The 18,850-nt window shown below is 43.9% G+C and carries 22 protein-coding genes, 1 riboswitch and 1 other annotated feature; of the genes, 6 read left to right on the top strand and 16 right to left on the bottom strand.

All coding sequences use genetic code 11. The features are described from left to right. Positions 1–484: 484 nt before the first annotated feature. Positions 485–763, bottom strand: a complete 279-nt coding sequence (locus tag ACQCVH_RS19130) for a late competence development ComFB family protein (protein WP_426837188.1) — start codon at positions 761–763, stop codon at positions 485–487. A gap of 140 nt (positions 764–903) precedes the next feature. Here ACQCVH_RS19130 and ACQCVH_RS19125 point away from each other — a divergent pair, with 140 nt between their 5' ends. Further along, positions 904–1,242 (top strand): YqzG/YhdC family protein, encoded by a 339-nt coding sequence (locus ACQCVH_RS19125; protein ID WP_426837187.1) that lies wholly within the window; start codon positions 904–906, stop codon positions 1,240–1,242. A 146-nt stretch (positions 1,243–1,388) separates the two neighbouring features. Next, positions 1,389–1,715 (top strand): ArsR/SmtB family transcription factor, encoded by a 327-nt coding sequence (locus ACQCVH_RS19120; RefSeq protein ID WP_426837186.1) that lies wholly within the window; start codon positions 1,389–1,391, stop codon positions 1,713–1,715. Here the strand turns inward: ACQCVH_RS19120 and ACQCVH_RS19115 are convergent. Both ACQCVH_RS19115 and ACQCVH_RS19110 read right to left on the bottom strand, forming a co-directional pair. Then, complete coding sequence (locus tag ACQCVH_RS19115) at positions 1,712–2,629, bottom strand: cation diffusion facilitator family transporter (RefSeq protein WP_426837185.1); 918 nt, start codon at positions 2,627–2,629, stop codon at positions 1,712–1,714. The two genes, ACQCVH_RS19120 and ACQCVH_RS19115, sit on opposite strands and share 4 nt — an antisense overlap. 201 nt (positions 2,630–2,830) lie before the next feature. Then, entirely contained in the window at positions 2,831–3,571 is a 741-nt protein-coding gene (locus ACQCVH_RS19110) for a polymer-forming cytoskeletal protein (protein WP_426837184.1), read from the bottom strand. 143 nt (positions 3,572–3,714) lie between these two features. Between ACQCVH_RS19110 and ACQCVH_RS19105 the strand changes: the two genes are divergently transcribed. After that, a complete protein-coding gene (locus ACQCVH_RS19105; RefSeq protein WP_426837183.1) occupies positions 3,715–4,044 on the top strand; it encodes a hypothetical protein in 330 nt (109 codons plus the stop codon). A 113-nt stretch (positions 4,045–4,157) separates the two neighbouring features. Here ACQCVH_RS19105 and ACQCVH_RS19100 read toward each other — a convergent pair whose 3' ends face one another. After that, the gene (locus ACQCVH_RS19100; protein WP_426837182.1) at positions 4,158–5,006 is read right to left on the bottom strand and encodes an STAS domain-containing protein; all 849 of its coding nucleotides are present in this window, start codon (positions 5,004–5,006) and stop codon (positions 4,158–4,160) included. A gap of 217 nt (positions 5,007–5,223) precedes the next feature. After that, positions 5,224–5,475 (top strand) — a binding site (T-box leader). 81 nt (positions 5,476–5,556) lie between these two features. On the opposite strand from ACQCVH_RS19100, the gene metG reads away from it, so the two are divergent. After that, entirely contained in the window at positions 5,557–7,188 is a 1,632-nt protein-coding gene (gene metG, locus ACQCVH_RS19095; protein ID WP_426837181.1) for a methionine--tRNA ligase, read from the top strand. Between the two features lie 83 nt (positions 7,189–7,271). Here the strand turns inward: metG and ACQCVH_RS19090 are convergent, their stop codons facing one another. The 7 genes from ACQCVH_RS19090 to ACQCVH_RS19060 form a co-directional block, all read right to left on the bottom strand. Further along, positions 7,272–7,535, bottom strand: a complete 264-nt coding sequence (locus ACQCVH_RS19090) for a hypothetical protein (RefSeq protein WP_426837180.1) — start codon at positions 7,533–7,535, stop codon at positions 7,272–7,274. 98 nt (positions 7,536–7,633) lie between these two features. After that, a complete protein-coding gene (locus tag ACQCVH_RS19085; protein ID WP_426837179.1) occupies positions 7,634–8,707 on the bottom strand; it encodes an ABC transporter substrate-binding protein in 1,074 nt (357 codons plus the stop codon). Beyond that, positions 8,704–9,507 (bottom strand): ABC transporter permease, encoded by an 804-nt coding sequence (locus ACQCVH_RS19080; protein ID WP_148975120.1) that lies wholly within the window; start codon positions 9,505–9,507, stop codon positions 8,704–8,706. Before ACQCVH_RS19080 ends, ACQCVH_RS19085 begins: the two co-directional genes overlap by 4 nt. 1 nt (position 9,508) lies before the next feature. After that, the gene (locus tag ACQCVH_RS19075) at positions 9,509–10,312 is read right to left on the bottom strand and encodes an ABC transporter permease (RefSeq protein ID WP_426837178.1); all 804 of its coding nucleotides are present in this window, start codon (positions 10,310–10,312) and stop codon (positions 9,509–9,511) included. Continuing rightward, entirely contained in the window at positions 10,302–11,408 is a 1,107-nt protein-coding gene (locus ACQCVH_RS19070) for an ABC transporter ATP-binding protein (RefSeq protein WP_426837177.1), read from the bottom strand. Before ACQCVH_RS19070 ends, ACQCVH_RS19075 begins: the two co-directional genes overlap by 11 nt. Positions 11,409–11,629: 221 nt before the next feature. Then, on the bottom strand, positions 11,630–12,232 hold the full coding sequence (gene thiT, locus ACQCVH_RS19065; RefSeq protein ID WP_426837176.1) for an energy-coupled thiamine transporter ThiT: 603 nt from the start codon (positions 12,230–12,232) through the stop codon (positions 11,630–11,632). A gap of 71 nt (positions 12,233–12,303) precedes the next feature. Next, positions 12,304–12,402: riboswitch (TPP riboswitch) on the bottom strand. A 62-nt stretch (positions 12,403–12,464) separates the two neighbouring features. Continuing rightward, positions 12,465–12,725, bottom strand: a complete 261-nt coding sequence (locus ACQCVH_RS19060) for a hypothetical protein (protein WP_426837175.1) — start codon at positions 12,723–12,725, stop codon at positions 12,465–12,467. A 223-nt stretch (positions 12,726–12,948) separates the two neighbouring features. Here ACQCVH_RS19060 and ACQCVH_RS19055 point away from each other — a divergent pair, with 223 nt between their 5' ends. Then, on the top strand, positions 12,949–13,194 hold the full coding sequence (locus ACQCVH_RS19055; RefSeq protein ID WP_426837174.1) for a hypothetical protein: 246 nt from the start codon (positions 12,949–12,951) through the stop codon (positions 13,192–13,194). Positions 13,195–13,305: 111 nt separating this feature from the next. Then, positions 13,306–13,542 (top strand): helix-turn-helix transcriptional regulator, encoded by a 237-nt coding sequence (locus ACQCVH_RS19050; RefSeq protein WP_224897264.1) that lies wholly within the window; start codon positions 13,306–13,308, stop codon positions 13,540–13,542. A gap of 176 nt (positions 13,543–13,718) precedes the next feature. Here ACQCVH_RS19050 and dnaN read toward each other — a convergent pair whose 3' ends face one another. The 5 genes from dnaN to ACQCVH_RS19025 all read right to left on the bottom strand — a co-directional run bounded on the left by dnaN (position 13,719) and on the right by ACQCVH_RS19025 (position 18,700). Continuing rightward, the gene (gene dnaN, locus ACQCVH_RS19045) at positions 13,719–14,894 is read right to left on the bottom strand and encodes a DNA polymerase III subunit beta (RefSeq protein ID WP_426837173.1); all 1,176 of its coding nucleotides are present in this window, start codon (positions 14,892–14,894) and stop codon (positions 13,719–13,721) included. Between the two features lie 43 nt (positions 14,895–14,937). Continuing rightward, positions 14,938–15,396, bottom strand: a complete 459-nt coding sequence (locus ACQCVH_RS19040; protein WP_426837172.1) for an NUDIX hydrolase — start codon at positions 15,394–15,396, stop codon at positions 14,938–14,940. 239 nt (positions 15,397–15,635) lie between these two features. Continuing rightward, positions 15,636–16,058 (bottom strand): GtrA family protein, encoded by a 423-nt coding sequence (locus tag ACQCVH_RS19035; RefSeq protein ID WP_426837171.1) that lies wholly within the window; start codon positions 16,056–16,058, stop codon positions 15,636–15,638. Beyond that, positions 16,012–17,049 carry a glycosyltransferase family 2 protein gene (locus ACQCVH_RS19030; RefSeq protein WP_426837170.1) on the bottom strand — a complete coding sequence of 346 codons (1,038 nt, stop codon included), beginning with the start codon at positions 17,047–17,049 and terminating at the stop codon, positions 16,012–16,014. Before ACQCVH_RS19030 ends, ACQCVH_RS19035 begins: the two co-directional genes overlap by 47 nt. 19 nt (positions 17,050–17,068) lie before the next feature. Continuing rightward, on the bottom strand, positions 17,069–18,700 hold the full coding sequence (locus ACQCVH_RS19025; RefSeq protein ID WP_426837199.1) for a DUF6044 family protein: 1,632 nt from the start codon (positions 18,698–18,700) through the stop codon (positions 17,069–17,071). Positions 18,701–18,850 lie beyond the last annotated feature (150 nt).

Below are 18,850 nucleotides of genomic sequence, written 5' to 3'. Positions count from 1 at the left end.
TCAATATTTAGGTTAAACTGTAAGTGGGTCATCTTAATTCCTCCAATGTTTTCGTGGTTGTTAACATTGTTGACAAAAGGAATTAAAATGACCCCTTTTCTTTTTACACAATTATACGGACTTAATCAAAAAAAATGAAAATAGTGGCCCCAACCGAATGGGCTGGGACCACTATCTTGAAGAAAAATGAAAATAGTGGCTCCAGCCGAAGGAACTGGGACCACTATCGTGAAGAAAAATGAAATAGTAGCTCAAGCGGAAGGAGCTGGGACCACTATCGTGAAGAAAAAATGAAAATAGTAGCTCCAGCGGAAGGAGCTGGGACCACTATCTTGAAAAAAAATGAAAATAGTGGCTCCAGCCGGATGAGCTGGGACCACTATCCTCAAGAAAAAATGAAATGTGGTTCAAGTAAGAAGTGCAAAACCCAAACACAATTCCATTTTAAAAAGAAATGCGATCTATACCCTCGCCTTTCTAACTGCTAATGCTTGGGATATTTACTCACCACATGAATCGCATTGATGATCCTTTTGTTGATCCATTTCCGGTTTTCCTCGGTGTTCAGCTGTTCAAATACCATTTTCCTGCCTTCTTCCGTAGTTACATAATGGTTAGGCAGGTTATTGAGGCTGATCGCGATAATATCGGCACGGCACTTCACGCATTGGCAGAAGGTTTGATAATCCGGGCTCAGCATAGAGACTTTTACAAGTGTTGCGACAATTTCTTCCATAACATTAACGTATTCCGGTTGTTTCAATCAATTTCCCGCCTTTTACAAGATGTCTGATGTAACAATAATTAAGTAAATAGCTTATAAGGGCATAGACTGCACCTTTTTTTTCAATACTAATACACAATATGATGACAGGCTAATTATTTATAAAGGAAGTGAGAGGTTTGAAAAAGTTATTACTGATAATTATGTTATTGGTAAGTTTCCCTGCCCTGCTTTCCCCTTCTATGGTAAACATTAAGCATATTTCAGCGGCACAGCAGACGCCTGCATATGCTAAATGGGGGAAGCTTGCAATGACCAATACGAAAATTAAGTATCCTGATGCAAGAATCCTTGACTATCTTCATGTAGGCAGAACAACCCAGGGATCCAACTGTACAGAAACCTTCAAGCTTTGGCTTTCCAAGGATAATCGCGAATTCGGTGTCTTTGTCCGTATAACATTTGATGAAAAAACGGAAAAAATCCGGGCAATCACCTTTCAGGAGACGCCAAGATAAGCATCAGGAAAAATGCTGATAAGCTTTAATTTATACCTATATGGCCTGAAAAGCAAGAAGCACGAAGAAAAATCCCGATAAAAGTTCTTTGGGATTTTTCTTCGTGCATTTTTTCTTTATAATGATATAAAAAGGAGGCTGAATCAATGACAGAAGATGAAAAGACAAAGCCGCACATTATGAAGGAACTGGATGAAGAAACCTTATTCATTGTATCACAGACATTTAAAGCTCTATCCGATCCGACCAGGCTCAGAATATTGAACCTGCTGTTTCAGGGAGAGCATTCGGTGAACGAAATTGCTGAAAAACTTACTCTGCTTCAATCTACTGTTTCCCACCAGCTGCGGTTTTTAAAGAATCTCAGGCTGGTTAAATTCAGGCGTGAGGGCACTACGTTATATTATTCCCATGATGATGAACATGTAATGGGAATACTAAAACAAACAATCGAGCATGCCAGCCATCATTAATTGCATGTTCCGTGCGCACTTGGGCAGCCTTTTTCATATCTTTCCACCTGGATAGTGCTGTGGTCGATTCCGAACTGGTTATGAAGGGCAGTCTGTGCTTCTCTTAAGACTTCATCGTGATGTCCTTCCTCTGTGATTGCGATATGGCAGCTGAGCATCGGCACTCCTGAAGTGATCGACCAAATATGGAGATCGTGGATGTCTTTCACAGAAGTGATGCCTTCCAGAGAACTGCGGATGCTGGAGGCGTCAATCTGTTCAGGGGCTCCTTCCATCAATATATGGAAAGAATCCTTTGTAACTCTCCATCCGCTAATAATGATCAGGATGGCAACGATGACGCTTGCTATTGGATCTGCTATCCCCCAATTAAAGAAATAGATCAGCAATGCTGCGGTGATGGCGCCTACAGAGCCCAGCATATCGCCAAGTACATGAAGAAAAGCGCTTCTTACATTCAGGTTTTCATCTTTATCGCCCTTCATCAATATCCAGGCTGCAATGATGTTGACAATCAGGCCCAGAACCGAGATAGTCAGCATGCCCATGCTTTGGACTTCCGGCGGGTCCATAATCCTTTGGACCGCCTCGTAAAAGATGTAAATGGAAATCGCGATCAAAGTCAGCCCATTCAGTGCAGCTGCTATGATTTCAAATCGTTTAAAGCCATAAGATTTTTCTGCAGTTGCCTGCTTCTCTCCTAGCTTTATAGCAAAAAAGCTCAGCCCCAGGGCGGCAGCGTCGCTGAGCATATGGCCGGCATCTGATAAAAGGGCAAGGCTGTTTGTTAAGACCCCCCCTATAACTTCAACGACCATAAATGAAGTGATTAATATAAATGAAAGAAAGAGCGCCTTTTTGTTGCTTGTGTGGCCGTGAGAATGTCCGTGGCCGTGATGATGGTTATGTCCCATTTCATTCCCTCCTTATATGAGTATATGTACATATATTATGCTATAAGTAAGAAGGATGTTCAAATATTTTCTGCAGCTTTCAATTATTTTCCCTGCTTTTTACCTCATTTAAACGGTTTTTTCTTCTGTATTATAACCTTGTTTAAATTAGCGCACAAAAAAGACGCCTTTATCCTCCAGGCATCCAGTCCGCTGTCTATTTTATATAATTGATTCTATACGCCTGCTCTCCACTGCCGTACCGTTCCCCTCATACTGAAGGGATCCTGTATACTCCACAAAATCAGCAGATGCATTTTCTCCTATGACAATATGTTTTCCCCTGACCATCTTCACGCTCGTATTTTCGAGATGCAACTTTTCACCTTCTATCAAAGCGGCTTCAAGCCGGGATGGAAAGAAAGATTGAAGCAGCCCTCTGAGCAGGCTGTCTTTCTTTTGCTTGATTATAATGTGTCTGCCCCTGATCTCTTGTACTTTGCACTCCCCGATAATGGATGCCTCTATGTTCGCTGCCGCCAAATGGCTGCCGATTATAAAATGGCCTTCTGATTTGAACGACTCTGTTTCTACACCGCTGCCGGCAGTAAGGCTGCCATTGACTAAAATTTTTCCGGATGAAAGCTTTCCTCCCACTGTTCCTTTTCCATTCACCTTCATTTCGTCCGAAACAGCCACATCTCCTGAAAAGCCTGCGCTGCCGTCGACTGAGAGCGTCACCCCTGTGAAGCTTCCGGCAATCGCTCCACTTCCATTGATTTTAGCTTTTTCTGAAGAAATGACATCTCCGTTAAATTGCCCCGAACCATTGCAATCTAATATGCGGCATTCAATATTTCCATTGACGGTGCCTTTTCCGTTAATAGTTACTAGATCAAAGCTCCCGCCGTGCGAAGATCCCACCCCATTTATGGACAGCTTCCTTGTTCCTTGTAAAATCATTATGATCTCCTTTTTTATAAATAGAGTTGATTTTTGTATATCTTATCATATTGGTCTGAATAGTTCTTATATTATTTTTAATATTTCGATTTTTTATGAAACATTTTCTCCCCTTCTTTCGTATAGATAACGAGGTGATAGTAATGAGCAGAAATACAACTGTCTTTATAGCTGCTTTGGCAGCGGAAGCTTTGGCCGCGTGGGCAGTGGCCGCATATTTTTCTGTCAGGATTATAGAAGTCCTTTTCTTTATTGGAGCGGCTTTTGCTGCAGTCACTTTTATTTTTTCAACAAGCGGCGGTTCGCCCCAAAGGCATATCAACAGCATGGTGAGCGCCCAAACGGGAATCATCCAGAAAGATGAACCTTTTTTCTTCAGAAAAGGGCCAGTCTTTTTTGCATCTCTTGTCCTTGCCATCATTGGCCTGGTCTTCTTCGTACTTCTTATGGCAGGCATTATTCCACCAGCCTAGAAAGCGATCCGAGCCGAAACAAACCTTAACGGCTTGCCCTGCCGGTATTTAACAAATTTACTGCATAAAAAAAGCACCTCAGGCTTAAAACCCAGGGGTGCCTTTTCCGTTTATCATTCACCTTTCATGCTCAGCCCCATTTTCGCTAAGGCATTTTTCAATGTGCTGTGTGTGTTGATTTTGCTGAAGTCGATTCCAAGCTGGATAGAGGTCATGGCAACTTCGGGGCGGATGCCAGAGATGGTTGTCTTGATGCCAAGCAAATCCAGCGTCTGGACAATATGATAGATTTGCTGCGCTACCATTGTATCGACAATCGGAACACCGGAAAGGTCGATAAACAAACAGGAAAGCTTTGCTTCCGTGCACTGGAGGGGAACGCTCTCAAGAATCGCTTTTGCCCTTTCGGTATCAATATCGCCTATTAAAGGAAGAACACCGATGGATTCGATGATAGGGATGATAGGTGCACCAAGCTGATGGATGAGATCCTGCTGTGCTTTCAGCCTGTTTCTTGTAATTTTGTAATACTGTTCGGCAAATTTCTGCGCGAGAATGTCAAAAGCTGAATGAATGACCAGACTCCACTGGAGGATATCCTCCTTGGCAATCTCATCGCTCTCTCTCGCAAATTCTTCTACAAAGCTCCAGTATGTATCTCTCACCTTGCCTAAAGCTGAAATCACTTCATAGATCGGAGTATCGGTATCTGCCCTGCTTTCAGCTACTGTGCCCGCCCACTCTTCGACTAGTTTTTCAAAAAGGGGCCGGTCATTTAACAGGATGGTAGAAACAGTCTTATTAGTAAAGGCATTTTGCTCACGGAGCATCTTTTCAATTTTTATATCTGCTTCCGAAGAATAGATCGATCCTTTTTCTTTTGCCCGGGTGCTCAGCCATTTGTCAGTAATTCTTTGAGAATTCTTGCTGAGATATTCAAATAACATTTGGTTTTTCTGCATAATCAGCCTTCCCTTTTGTCTGGACTATTCTATATGAACATTTTAATTATCTGCCTTTTGTATGATAAAGGTTTGCTTTTAAACAGTCAAATATTTGCAGTTGGCATCATGCTTCTGCGCCGGACTTTCCCTTTTCCCTGTTAAAATTCTGCTGGACATTCACGCTGTTAGTGCATATAATAATATCTAAATCATTGGCAGATTTTAACTGATCATATACAAGGCGTTGAAGAGAAAAAGTAGAGCAGATCCGTTTTTCCCAGAGAGCTTCGGCAGGTGAAAAGAAGCAAAAGCGGCTGTTTGAACAATGGTCTCCGAGCCCCGTCCCGAACGCGTTTTTCGTCAGTAGGCTGCGGCAAGTAGTGGTACTTGTTATCAAACCCACAGTATAAGGGCATCTTTATGCCCCGTACTTGCAGAGGCCGAAAGGCGAATAAAGGTGGTACCGCGGGCAAGCCCCGTCCTTTTCTATATATCTATAGGAAAGGACGGGGCTTTTTTTATTTTAAAATGAACATTGAAAATGGTAAAAATTAGGAGGAAATTAATCATGGCTGTTTTCATTGGCGGGGCATGGCCCTACGCAAACGGGTCCCTTCATCTTGGGCATATAGCAAGTCTGCTGCCTGGCGATATTCTCGCAAGATATTACAGAATGAAGGGCAAAGAAGTCCTGTATGTGTCCGGAAGCGATTGCAATGGAACACCGATAGCGATCAGGGCAAAAAATGAAGGCAAATCTGCAAAAGAAATAGCTGACCGCTATCACAGCGAATTCACAGCTGGCTTTGAACAGCTGGGTTTTACTTATGATCTTTATACAAGGACAGATGCCCCGCACCATCATCAGACTGTACAAGAGGTATTTCTGTCACTCTTGGAAAATGGCTATCTTGTTCCAAGAACAATTGAACAGACTTTTTGCCGGACATGTGCCCAGTTTCTTCCTGACAGGTATGTCGAGGGAATCTGCCCTTCCTGCGGCAGCCATGCACGCGGTGATCAGTGCGATGCCTGCTCAGTCATACTTGAGCCGGCCGACCTTCTGGATAAATCCTGTAAAATATGCGGGACAGCGCCGGAACTGAAAGAAACTGAACATTATTATTTCAGGCTGAGCCAATTTCAGAAGCAGCTTGAGGAGCTGTCCGAGGAGGCCCGGTCCCGCCATTTATGGAGGGAAAACAGCAGCAGCCTGACAAAAAGATATTTAACTGAGGGGCTGCAGGACCGTGCTGCAACAAGGGATTTGGATGTCGGGGTGCCAGTCCCTGTTGAAGGAATGGAGGAGAAAAAAATATATGTATGGATTGAAGCGGTGATCGGCTATCTTTCAGCCAGCAGGGAATGGGCACGCCAGCAGGGCAAGGACGGCAGCAAGTTTTGGGATAGTGATGTTATATCTCATTATGTGCATGGGAAAGACAATATCCCTTTCCATACCATCATCTGGCCGGCTATTCAAATGGGGATAGGCCTGCCCGGGCAAACAGCGCGGATGGTTTCCAGCGAATACCTTACCCTTGAGAAAAAGAAGCTTTCAACAAGCAGGAATTATGCAGTCTGGGTCCCTGACATACTTGAAAGATATGAACCTGATTCTATCCGCTACTTTCTTGCTGTCAATGGCCCAGAGAACAGAGATGCTGACTTTTCCTGGCGGGAATTCATTTATAGCCATAACAGCGAGCTGCTAGGGGCATATGGCAATCTGGTCAACAGAACTTTTAAGTTTATTGAAAAGTATTATGACAGCATCATACCGGGTGGTAATTTAAGTGGACCTGTACAGGGGGATATTAAGCATTTGTATGAAAAAACCGGAGCCATGATCGAAGGCGCTAAGCTTAAAGAAGCACTTGAGGAAATCTTCGCTTTCGTACGCTCGGCCAATAAATATTTTGACAGTGAACAGCCCTGGAAAACGATTGAAAGCGATCCGCAAAGATGTGCAGATGCATTGCTGACCTGTGTGTATATCATCAAAAATCTGGCCAGGCTTCTGAACCCCTTCCTCCCTTTTTCCAGCAGTAAGATAAATAAAATGCTGCATGAGAATACGCTGGAATGGAATGAGGCCGCGGTCGCAGAAAAAAGACTTGGCCCGATCGCCCCGCTTTTCAGCCGCATAGAAGAAGGAAGGATCTCAGGGGAGCTGGATAGACTTCAAAACAGACAGTAGCCTTTTTGCTTTATATCATGCCTTTCCCGGACAGATGCCTTTGACGCTGCGGCCTTTATCGGCCGCTTCCTGATGTCAGCTCTTTAAAAGTGGGATTCAATCCTTTCAAGGTCAAGTATCAGGGCACTGATTTCTTCCGATGAGATGCGCAGCGGCATCTGGTCATTTAATGTGATGACCTGGCCTCCCTCTTCATCTTTATGCCTGTAGAGGTAGTCAAGAAGCTGGATAGCCTGATTCTTAGTCAAAATGGATTGAGTCTTAAAGTGTTTAATCATGCTGATGGAAAACTGTTCTGTCTGGTCATCATATTCTCCTGAAACGATATTTCCGCTGATATAATACATGACTGCCCCCTTCTGTTTTTAAAAGTAGGATTCCCCGCAAGGGCAGCGTTCATGCTAAGATGCAGAAAAGCGGCCGGAGTTTCCTCCAGCCGCTTCTATTATTTACTGTGCATTTTGAATTCCAAAAACAGTTCATTATAATGTGCGAGCATTTTTTTTCCAAGGTTTTCGTAAACTTCCAGCTTTTTGGTCATTTCCGGGTCTGGATAGAAGCGCTTGTCACTGACAATTTCCTCTGGCAGGTAATTCAGCGCCTCTTTATTGGGCGTAGAATAACCTACATATTCGGTGTTCTGGGCAGCCACTTCCGGATCAAGCATGAAATTCATGAACTGGTGGGCTGCATCCACGTTTTTAGCCGTTTTCGGAATGACCATATTATCAAACCACAGGTTAGTCCCTTCCTCAGGGAGTACATACTCAATATTGTCCTTTTTCCACATCAGCTCTGAAGCAGTCCCAGACCAGACAACACCTATGGCTGCTTCATCGTTTTCAAGCAGCATCCTGATTTCATCCCCGACAATGGCTTTGATATTCGGTGTAAGGGAATCAAGCTTTTCCTTCGCTTCCCTTAGATGCTTCTTATTTTGATCGTTAAGGGAATAATTGAGGGAATTCAAGCCCATTCCCATCACTTCTCTTGCACCGTCAATAAGGAGGATCTGATTTCGCAGGTCTTCATCCCAGAGATCATTCCAGCTGTTGATTTCTTTGTCGCCAAGCAGATCTGTGTTATACGCTATGCCGACCGTTCCCCAGAAATAAGGGATAGAGTATTCATTGTCAGGATCAAATGCCAAGTCCATGAACCTCGGGTCGATATATTTCAGGTTTGGAATTTTTGAATGATCTACTGGCAAAAGCAAATCTTCTTCTTTCATTTTTTCAATTGCATATTCTGACGGAACCGCTATATCGTAGGCTGTCCCGCCCTGTTCAATCTTGGTCATCATGGCTTCATTGCTGTCAAAGGTTTCATAGATCACCTTGATGCCTGTTTCTTTTTCAAAGCGGTCAACGAGTTCTGCATCAATATAGTCTCCCCAATTGAAGACCGTCAGCGTATTTCCGCTGGAATAGCCTTGCGAGGAATTGAGCTTGGAAACTGCATACAGCAGAAGTGCAGAAATGACAGCAATGACCAGCAGGGCTTTACCGAGCTGTTTCATTTTTTGACCCCCATTCCATTCGGCTTCGCATTTTTCTGGGTGATGAAATAATAGCCGATCACGAGTATAAGAGTGAACAGGAACAGCAGCGTGGAAAGTGCATTGATATTCAATGAAACTCCGCGCCGGGCCAGAGAGTATATTTCAACCGATAAAGTGGTGAAACCATTCCCCGTTACAAAGAAAGTGACCGCAAAATCATCGAGTGAATAGGTCAATGCCATGAAAAAGCCGGCAAAAATGCCTGGCGTGATATAAGGCAGAACAACCTTTGACAGAACATCGAAACGGCTTGCCCCCAGATCCCTTGCCGCATCCACAAGTGTAGGGCTCATTTCCTGAATTTTTGGCAGCACCATGATAACGACGATAGGGACACAGAAAGCGATGTGAGAGAGCAGGACCGATGTGAATCCGAGCTTGATCCCGATCATTGTAAACAAAATCAGGAAGGAAGCACCGATAATGACATCAGGGCTGACGATCAAGATATTGTTCAATGATAAGAGTGTGCTCTTGACCTGCCGCTTTCTTACATAAAAAATGGCAAGTGCACCGGCAACTCCGATGATCGTTGATATGGCAGCCGACAGCAGGGCGATGATGATCGTGTTCAGAACGATGATCAATAGCCTTGCATCAGCAAAAAGCTCTTTGTACCAGTCCAGCGTGAAGCCTTCAAAATGCGACATTGTCCCGCCGCTGTTGAAAGAATAAAACATTAGATAAAATATTGGCGCATAAAGAACAAAAAAAACAAGGATCAGATAAAGTGATGACCATTTAGATAATTTCCCCATGCTATGCCCCCCTCCTGCGATTTCCGGTCAGCAGCATGATAATCACCATCGTAAGGATCAGGAATACGGCAATGGTGGAGCCCATCCCCCAGTCCTGTGTGACAAGGAAATGCTGTTCTATGGCAGTGCCCAAGGTGATGACCCTGTTCCCTGCAATCAGGCGGGTAAGCATGAAGAGGGAAAGCGCAGGGATGAAAACTACCTGGCAGCCGGATTTAACTCCATCAAGCGTTAACGGGAAAATGACCCGGGTAAAAGTTGTCCAGGACGATGCACCCAGATCATTGGATGCATCGATGAGGGACGAATTCAATTCATTAAGCGAATTGAAAATCGGCAATATCATGAAAGGCAGGAAAATGTATACCGATACAAAAACAAAACTGAAATCTGTAAACAGTATTTGCCTTGAGCCTATTCCGATTATTTCAAGGATGCTGTTGGCTGCCCCGTATGTCCCGAAGATTCCAAGAAAGGCATAAGCCTTGAGCAGCAGATTGATCCAGGAAGGAATGATGATCATCAGAAGCCAGAGCTGCTTATGCCTGGTCTTTGTAAGCAGGTAGGCAGTCGGATAGGCAATCAGTAAAGAAAAGGCGGTAATCAGGAACGCATACCAGAAAGAGCTCAAAGTCATTTTCAGGTAAACGGGTGTGAAGAATTTCTGGTAGTTACCGAATGTGAACTGCCCTTCGATATCAAAGAATGAATAATACAGCACCAAAAACAAAGGAGTTACGACAAATAATATGATCCACAGCAAATAGGGGATCAGGTACAGGTTGCGGGTCTGATTATTTCTCATGGCTTTCCTCTTGATAAGCCTCCAGCCTGCGGTCAAATTCTTCTTCAGATTCCCCGGGCCTCATGACATGGATGGCTTCCGGATCAAAGTGAAGGCCGATTTCATCCCCTACCCGCGCCTTGCGTGTAGAATGGACAAGCCACTCATTTCCAGCCTTGTCAAAGCAGGAGATTTCGTAATGGACGCCTCGGAAAAGCTGGGAATCAACACGGACCTGCAGTTTGCCCTGCTCGCTAGGCGTAATTTCCATATCCTCCGGCCTGATGACCACTTCGACTCTTTCATTCAGATCAAATCCGGCGTCGACACACTCAAATTTCCTGCCTGTAAATTCAACCTGATAATCGGTAAGCATGGTCCCCTCGACGATGTTAGACTCACCGATGAAATCGGCCACAAAACGGTTGACTGGCTCATCATAAATATCAGTAGGTGTTCCGCTCTGCTCGATCCGGCCTTTATTCAGCACAAATATTTCATCAGATAAGGCAAGCGCCTCTTCCTGGTCATGTGTGACAAAGATAAAGGTAATGCCAAGCCTTCTCTGCAGCTCACGCAGCTCGTACTGCATTTCCGTCCTCAGCTTCAGGTCAAGTGCAGAAAGAGGCTCATCCAGCAGGATGACTTCCGGTTTATTGACTATTGCCCTCGCAATCGCGACACGCTGCCTCTGTCCGCCTGACATTTCTTTGATTTCCCTCTGTTCGTATCCTTCCAGGTTGACGAACTTAAGCGCCTCTTTCACCTGCTCATTGATTTCCTGGGTTTTCATTTTTTTGATGCGTAATCCGAATGCCACATTTTCAAATACATTTAAATGAGGGAAAAGTGCATAATCCTGGAATACGGTATTTACCTGCCTCCTGTTGGCAGGGACTTTATTAATTTTTTGTCCATTAAAGAAAATGGATCCTTCTGTCGGCTCGATGAATCCGGCAATCAGGCGCAGGATCGTCGTTTTTCCGCAGCCTGAAGGACCGAGGAGCGTGTAGAACTTTCCCCTTTCTATATCAAAGCTGACACCGTCCAGGACAGGACTGTCATTGTCATATTGTTTCGTGACATTTTCAAAGCGGATAATAAACTTATCTGTCATTTCAATCTCCTTTACTATTGTTATAGTCGACTTATTGTCTATTTTTTTATGCCTCATAGGCTTTAGTTTATCACTTTAGTATAATAGCGTAACTTATTATATACCAAAATTTGTCGAATGAAAGCACTTTTCAGCAATTCTCTTCAATTTCCTGTTCCAGAAGACAAAAGCAATCCCTTCTGGCTGATTCGCCAGAAGGGATTGCTTTGCGCAGCTGGATATCATTTTGCCAATTTATACTCTTCGGCTGCAGAATACCCCTGTTTCCTTTGTATCAGGCGCGGTGCAGCAGAAAGCAGGAGCCACAATACGGCTGTACATAAGATTGCTGAACCGAGCATCGTTATCCCATTGATCATGAGGGAATATACAAAAGGAGACATCCCCTCAGGTGCATAGCTTCCGAAGAAAATCATACCTGCAAGAAAGTGCCAGAAATATCTGCCCGCACTGCCAAGGAAAATTGCTGCGGCTGCCCATCCAAGCGCCTGAACCTTCTTACCTTCAGCCAGGCTCTTCTGGACGGTAAGAGCGAAGAAGCCGGCACAGCCAATAAAGGCAAAAGCAACGAAGTATTCAATGAAGGTCTGCAGGGGCGTCACGATCCAGGCGTCCCCCATGACAATCTGGAGAATCCCCCATAAAAATCCTGAAATGAAGCCCGCTTTCCATCCCCAACGTAATGAAAGAATGAAGATGGGCACCATTGCGATGGAAATAGATATTGCCGGTGTCAGTTTAATAGAAGGAAGCAGATCAAGAATGACAGCGAATGCCGCAAAAAAAGATGCTTCAATCAAGGCAACCAGCCCTAATTTCTTCATAAAAAAATCTCCCCTTTTGTCCGAATTAACGCAAACCTCAAGGGAGAACTGATCAGGAAGCGGGCATACAAACCCCCATCCATCCACATCCCTGCGCTAGAATTATCTAACAGGTTCAAAGGGTCAGAACATAAGTTCACTCTCAGCATTACGCTCCCCTTGTGGTTACGTTATGTAATTAGTACTATAGTGAATTATATCTCATTCCATCAGTCAGGAAAAGAGGATATTCTTAAGAATCGGAATTGTCATGCTGTCCCCCTTTGCTGTATTCTTTTTCGATACTCTTATAAAGCTCAAGGCTTTTGCTGCTGAGATATTTCAGCAGTTTGGGATGCTGTCTAAAATAGTCGAAGAATTCCCTTTGTTCTCTTTCCTGGAATTTCAGCACCTGATCATGATGCTTGGTGCAATAATAATTCGTCCGCTCTCTGTTCCACTCTTTGAGGGGAAAGAGATTCCCGGCTGCCTGGCAGTAAAGGCATTTTTTCATATAATCCTTCCCCTATGTACAGATTTATCTTCCGTTAGGAAATTTTATTTGCCCTGACTATACTTTAGTATACATAAGAACGTACGTTCTATTCAAACCATCAGCTTTTCTGGTTTTTATATTCTCTAACCGGGTATTCATTTAATAAAATCTTGTAGTATTTGATTAATTATTTAAATTTTCAAAAATTCATTTTATAGATGTGCAGAAAGGAGGCTTTAAGATGAAGAATATCCTTGATATTAAAGGCAAGCTTAATCCATATTGGTTTAATAAAGTCATTTTCAAAGTATATATTGCTGACGCAGTGGATGAGAAAACAGTGGAATTGGAAGGTCAGAAGCTTATAGTGGTCAATGAAAGTGAAAAATTGAGGCCTGGCGAGAAGCTCAAAGTCGAGTTTTTGAACAGGTGGTTTGTCTATAGCCGGATACCATGCAGAGATCAGCCAGCCAAGCAACCCCTTTAACTCAAAAGACGTTTTTTTCTTTTCCTTCCTTCTTTTATTTTTATATTTCACTAGTGAAGTTCTTCACTTTCTTTTATAATATGAAAATAAAAGAAAAAAGGAGATTTAACTTTGGATAAAGAAATCATTAAATTTATCAGAAAGAACTATAATCTTTCACAGCGTGAATTTGCCAAAATGATTAATTGCAGCTTTTCATTGGTTGCTTTGATTGAAATCGGGAAACGGAATGTTTCAGACAATATAGAAAAAAAGATTAAAAATGCATTTGGACTTGAAACCCAGGATATTGAATCCATTACCAGCATTATTAAGGAAATCGGCCGCGGCATGCCTCCTTTCAGCTGAAGAAGCCCGGATGGGAGGAAAAATACCTCCTGCTTCCCCCTCCCCGCTTTGGCCGTTTTCCAGCTGGCTTCCTTTATACAGCCTGCCAACTGGATACAGTCTGCTCCCTCTTTTGATAAAATTCTTGTTTTTCTGTTTACTGATCCCCTTAAGAGTGATTTTATAATCTTTCAGCTCTAGTCCTGTTTTTGAATCTGTCTGTTGCCAAGGAACATCCCGGATGCAGTCCTGACAGGAGAAATGAGGTGAAAATAGTTTGCCTCCCCAAGGGAAGAGATAAGGATTGGCTTCATTGTCCCATAAAGCCTTATTTTCATATATTCTGATTCTGTTCCTATCAGCGCATCCGCCAGATAACTCCCATTTATGACTGCTGAAGCTTCTGTTTCTCCGCTGATGCTCTGCAATTCCTGCACCTCCTTGCCCATTTCAGACATTGGGGAAGATATAGTGATGGAGTTTGCATCCTTGACTTGGATGGAAACAAGAGAGCTTCTTTTTTCTCCAGCAAATATCATCGTCCGCTTGACTCCTTGAAGAAGGTGCTTCCTATTGATGACTAACTCTGTTTTGCACCCTTCCGGCGTCAGCTTCTCAGAAGGTGGAAATCTGCCGGTCAAAAGCGAAGAGCAGAATCGGAATGTTGATGTGGTGAATGCTGCCTGGGAATTGGATATATAAATGGCTGCTTCTCCGCTTGGTGACTTGCCAATCAATTTGAGCAATTCTGCTGCATTCCTTGCCGGCAGAGTGATTGACTGGCTGAATCCAGCAGATCCGGCAGCTTTCCACATGGCAAGCCGGCTTGAATCTGTCGCCGTGAATGTCAGCCCGCTTTCATCAAATGCCAGATTGATGCCTTCCAGGATTGGCCTTGAGCTTGTTTTTGCCGCAGATGAAGCTGTATTCCTCAATCCTGCTGCAAGATCAGATGCTTTCAAAGTATATATATAAGGAAACTCACCATATGCTAAATCAGGAAGCTGTTCTAAAGGGAAACCTGCAATCGTTGCAGAAATCTGCCCGTCTGCTGAACTAATGGAGATTTTATATGAAGTTGAAGCTTTGATGCTTAAACGCCCAGGTATTTTCCTGATGACTTCAGAAAGCATTCTTCCATCAGCTGCCAGCTTTCCATATTCCAATATATCCAGTCCGGAATCCCTGCCGTTTATGAATGGAAACTCAAAAATAACAGACCGGCCCCCGCTTCCGGAAGAGACAGAAAGGCCCCCGCTGTGCGCTTCTATCATAACTAGTTTGCCAGCAGCATCACCATGGCTTCCTCCAGCAATCCTTGCCGCCTCACTAATGCTATCAATCAAATACTCACCATTTACGTTGAATTCCATTTAGGTGCACCTCCTTTTTGTTTGAAATAGCCCTCCTTCACTGCTAAACCGTCCTGCCTGTGTCTGCTCGTTGCCTCCTTTTATCTAAGAGATCTTCTGCAGCCGCAATGCTCCGCATCAGCCATTCAGGTGCATCCGGCTGCTCAAGGATTTCTCTGCTGCTCATCCACATCACTTCTTCGTTTTCATCAGGACAGACTGGACTGGCTTCCCCGCTTTCGTATTCACACAGAAAAACAATGTCAACCACATGGCATCCATTATCCGTTATGAAAGAACTGCTGCATACATACTCCATTTCGTCTTTTATCAGTACTCCTGTTTCTTCAAGGATTTCTCTTTTTACTGTTCTTTCTAAAATATCTTTGGAGTGGCCTTCCCTCTCCGCCTTCCCCCCGATCAGAGCCAGCATTCCCCCTGCGTGGCTTTCCTGGCTGCTTCTTTTTCCGATCAGCCATTTTCCATTTCTGTGGACTGCTGCTTCAACATTTACTATAAACATCGCTTTCACGCCTCTACTTTATGTTAAATTTTCTAATACCACCAAATCTGCTATATAGTTTTTTCAACCGGCCGAATCATATGAGCCGGCGATGTTTCAGCAGATAAAAAGAATTCATCCTCTGTTCCATAACAATAAGGACCGCGGCTCCTCCTTCCCCTCATCTTATATTACCATAATTATCTAAACATTCAGCAAGTTATAAAAGAGATAAAAATAGACAGCTAAATGGAAGCTGCCTACCTTTTAAATACAATATATTTCTGGCCTAAATAATTCAACACTGTATATAATACAGTTCCCAACAGCACTGCCGCCGTTTCTGGATAGAATGCCAGATGATTGTCCAAAATCAATGCCAGCTTCTTTGCCAGGCTGTAGGAAATAAAATAGCAGCTTGCCGCAAGGCTCGCAAAAAGAAGACCGCTTTTTATAAAAGGCTGTGAGCTTTTAAATGTATAAGCTTTATTAAGAAAATAGCTTGTCACAGCACCAGCAGCATTTCCGAGGAACGTGGAGAGCCAGTACCCTGCCCCTGCCCACAATAGAATATAAACGCTGCCAAGCCCGATCAGAGTATTGATTAGGCCGACAAGCAGGAACCTGATAATTGTATCAGTTGGTTTCAGGAAGCTGGCGATACTTGATGCTGTAACCTTCATCCTGCTCCATCTCCCTGTTTTTCAGCTGAAGTGACGCAGGCAGTGTATAGGTATCGATTTCGACGATGAATCTGGGACGCCTTTTCGTTTCTTTATAGATTTTGCCTATATATTCCCCAATCATCCCGATAGCGGTAAGCTGCACCCCGCCTATGAGCCAGATGGACGAAATGAGGGATGTCCACCCTGCTTCAGTGCTTCCCGTAAATTTAAGAAAAAGAAAATAAGTCCCGAAAAGGATGCTGATCACCGATGAAACGATGCCTGCCAATAAGACCAGCCGGATCGGCGTCACAGAAAAAGAAGTTAATCCGTCGAGTGCAAAAGAAATCATCTTTTTCAGCGGATATTTCGTTTCTCCTGCCATCCGCTCTTTCCGCTCATATAATACCTGGGCAGAGCGGAAGCCGATAAGGGGGATGATTCCCCTCAGGAACATATTTGTTTCTCCATACTGTGCCAGCTCCTCAGCAGCACGCCTGCTTAAGAGACGAAAATCAGCATGATTGTAGACCAGGCTGGCGCCAAGCTTGGCCATCATTTTATAGAAACCCTGTGCGGTGGCCCGTTTGAAAAAGGTATCTTCTTCGCGCTTGCTCCTCACTCCATAGACAATATCACAGCCTTCATGATATTTTATCAGGAATTCCCTTATAGCCCCGGGATCATCCTGCAGATCAGCATCGATTGTAACAATACAATCCGATGATTTCATGCTGGTGAATATTCCTGCAAGAAGAGCATTTTGGTGCCCTGAGTTCCTGGACAGCTTAAGCCCTGTCACCCGTTCTGATTTCAGGCTTTCTTTATGGATGAGATTCCATGTCCTATCCCTGCTTCCGTCATCAACAAACAGAAGCTTGCTCGAGCTGGAAATCAGCCCTTCAGTTTCAAGGTCCTCCATCAGCCTGCCAAGTTCCGCCATCGTATATGCCAGCATCTCTTCTTCGTTATAGCAGGGTACAACGATCGTCAATATGGTTTCAGTCATTCTGCTTCCTCCTAGATGTCTATATTGCCTTATACAGATAAATCTTCCAGGCAGCATCCCCTGTTGTGAATTCTCTCTCCAGCTCAAGCCCGTTTTCCATGCTGTTTAAAATCGGTACGGCAGAAAAAATATACTGCCCGCCCATTTCCTTGAAAACAGCGGTATCCAATTCAAGATTATTAAGCTTCTTATTAGAATTTTTTTTGAACATATAATGCTTCCCCAGTTCAGCAGTAAAGATATAACACCTTCCTCCCCACTCATCGAAATACCGGCGTATGGTCTTATTTTTTGCCAATTCCTGCGCAATTATTTTCCTGAACCGGTGCTTATAGGAGAGCGGGTAGAAATTATTATACGTATCAAGGGTATAAAAGCCGTTATACTGGGCGATTGCCGGATGGATGCCTATGCTTGCGACCCGGTAATCCTCCTTTGGCCTGTCTATGTATTTTCCTATCTCCAGGAATAAATTTTCTGCGTAGAATTCTTTGACCGATGGCTTCCTGCTGTAAATGATTTCTTCATTGAAGGCTCCAAGCAAAAGAATCTGAGCGATAATGACGGCAAGGATGCTCTTTCTGGTCTTCGACGATGTCCAGACAATCCTTAAAGCGAGCGCGAATCCCATATAAATGATAAGCGGCCGCAAAAAGTGGAACCTGGCAAAATTGAAGGTGTCCATAAAATGAAATCGCTCTGTCAATGGAAGCCATCCTTTATAAAACCAGAAAGCGTACCAGAAGGACAGAAGAAAATTAAAGACAAATAAAAATACGTAAATTCTCTCCTGACGCCAGCTTTTATTCTTCCAGACCAGGAATAAAGCATATAGAGTGACAGGCAGGATAATCAGCCCATGAACTGTCATGACATGGGTATGGCCCAGAACGAAGTTTTTAAAGGCGAGCCTGATGCAATGGGCAAATGTAAGCCGTGCATGAAAATATTCATCACGGCTGTTATCTTCTTCCAGGAAAAGAAAGGAGTGGACAAGGCGGTACTCAACCAGCAGATATAAAAGGGTCATGCCGGCAATAGACGCAAGGAACCGCAAATTGAGGCCTTTTCCCCTGAATAGGTCAAACAGCCATAAGCCACCCATTGCAGCAAGGAAGAAGAAAAATCCGAGAACAAAGCTGGAGTAAAAAGGAAGCAGCGCGAGCGCAAGATAGCTTTTCCAGTCCGCCTTCCCCTTCCGTATATTCAAAAAAGCCCATAAGGCAAGGGGCATACCAAGCGTGCTCAGCATTCCTGATGGCCAAAATGGAGTCAGCGCGAATGCAAGTGCTGCACCTGCCCTGATGGCAGACCATTCAGGATTCTTGATAAAATGGCTTTTCAGCAAAAGGTACATGCCCATGAAGGCGGCACATCTTGTAAAAAGCTGATTGAGGGCATAGGCTGTCATGGTCGGAAAAATAGAAAATAGCCAGACGATGCCGCTGAGTTCAGTTCCAAAGGCATTGCGCGGAAGGCCGTTGATGACCTGCGGTATGACAGCCTCTGCCGTTCCAAAAGTCTGCCCGCTTTCTCTGAGGACTTTATACCAGGCCAGATTAGAATCCAGGTTGTCATGGACGCGTATATGCGCATCTTCCCCGAGAATGAATAATGGGCTTACATACAAGGCTATGGCAGCAAGCGCCATGACGATATATTTTCTGTCTTTCAGGAATAGATTTCCTGTCAATTCATACACCCCGCTAACTCTCTTGCATTGATATTAAATTGTGCGGGCTTCAGGAGAACTATTCCTTTTTTTCCTGATTAAAAGGTGCATATCCCGTTTGTCCCTGTT

Source organism: Bacillus infantis (assembly GCF_050107595.1).
Classification (GTDB): Bacteria; Bacillota; Bacilli; order Bacillales; family Cytobacillaceae; genus Bacillus_AB; species Bacillus_AB infantis_C.
The sequence above is the reverse complement of the archived record's forward strand: the minus strand, read 5'-3'. Positions and strand labels throughout refer to the sequence as shown.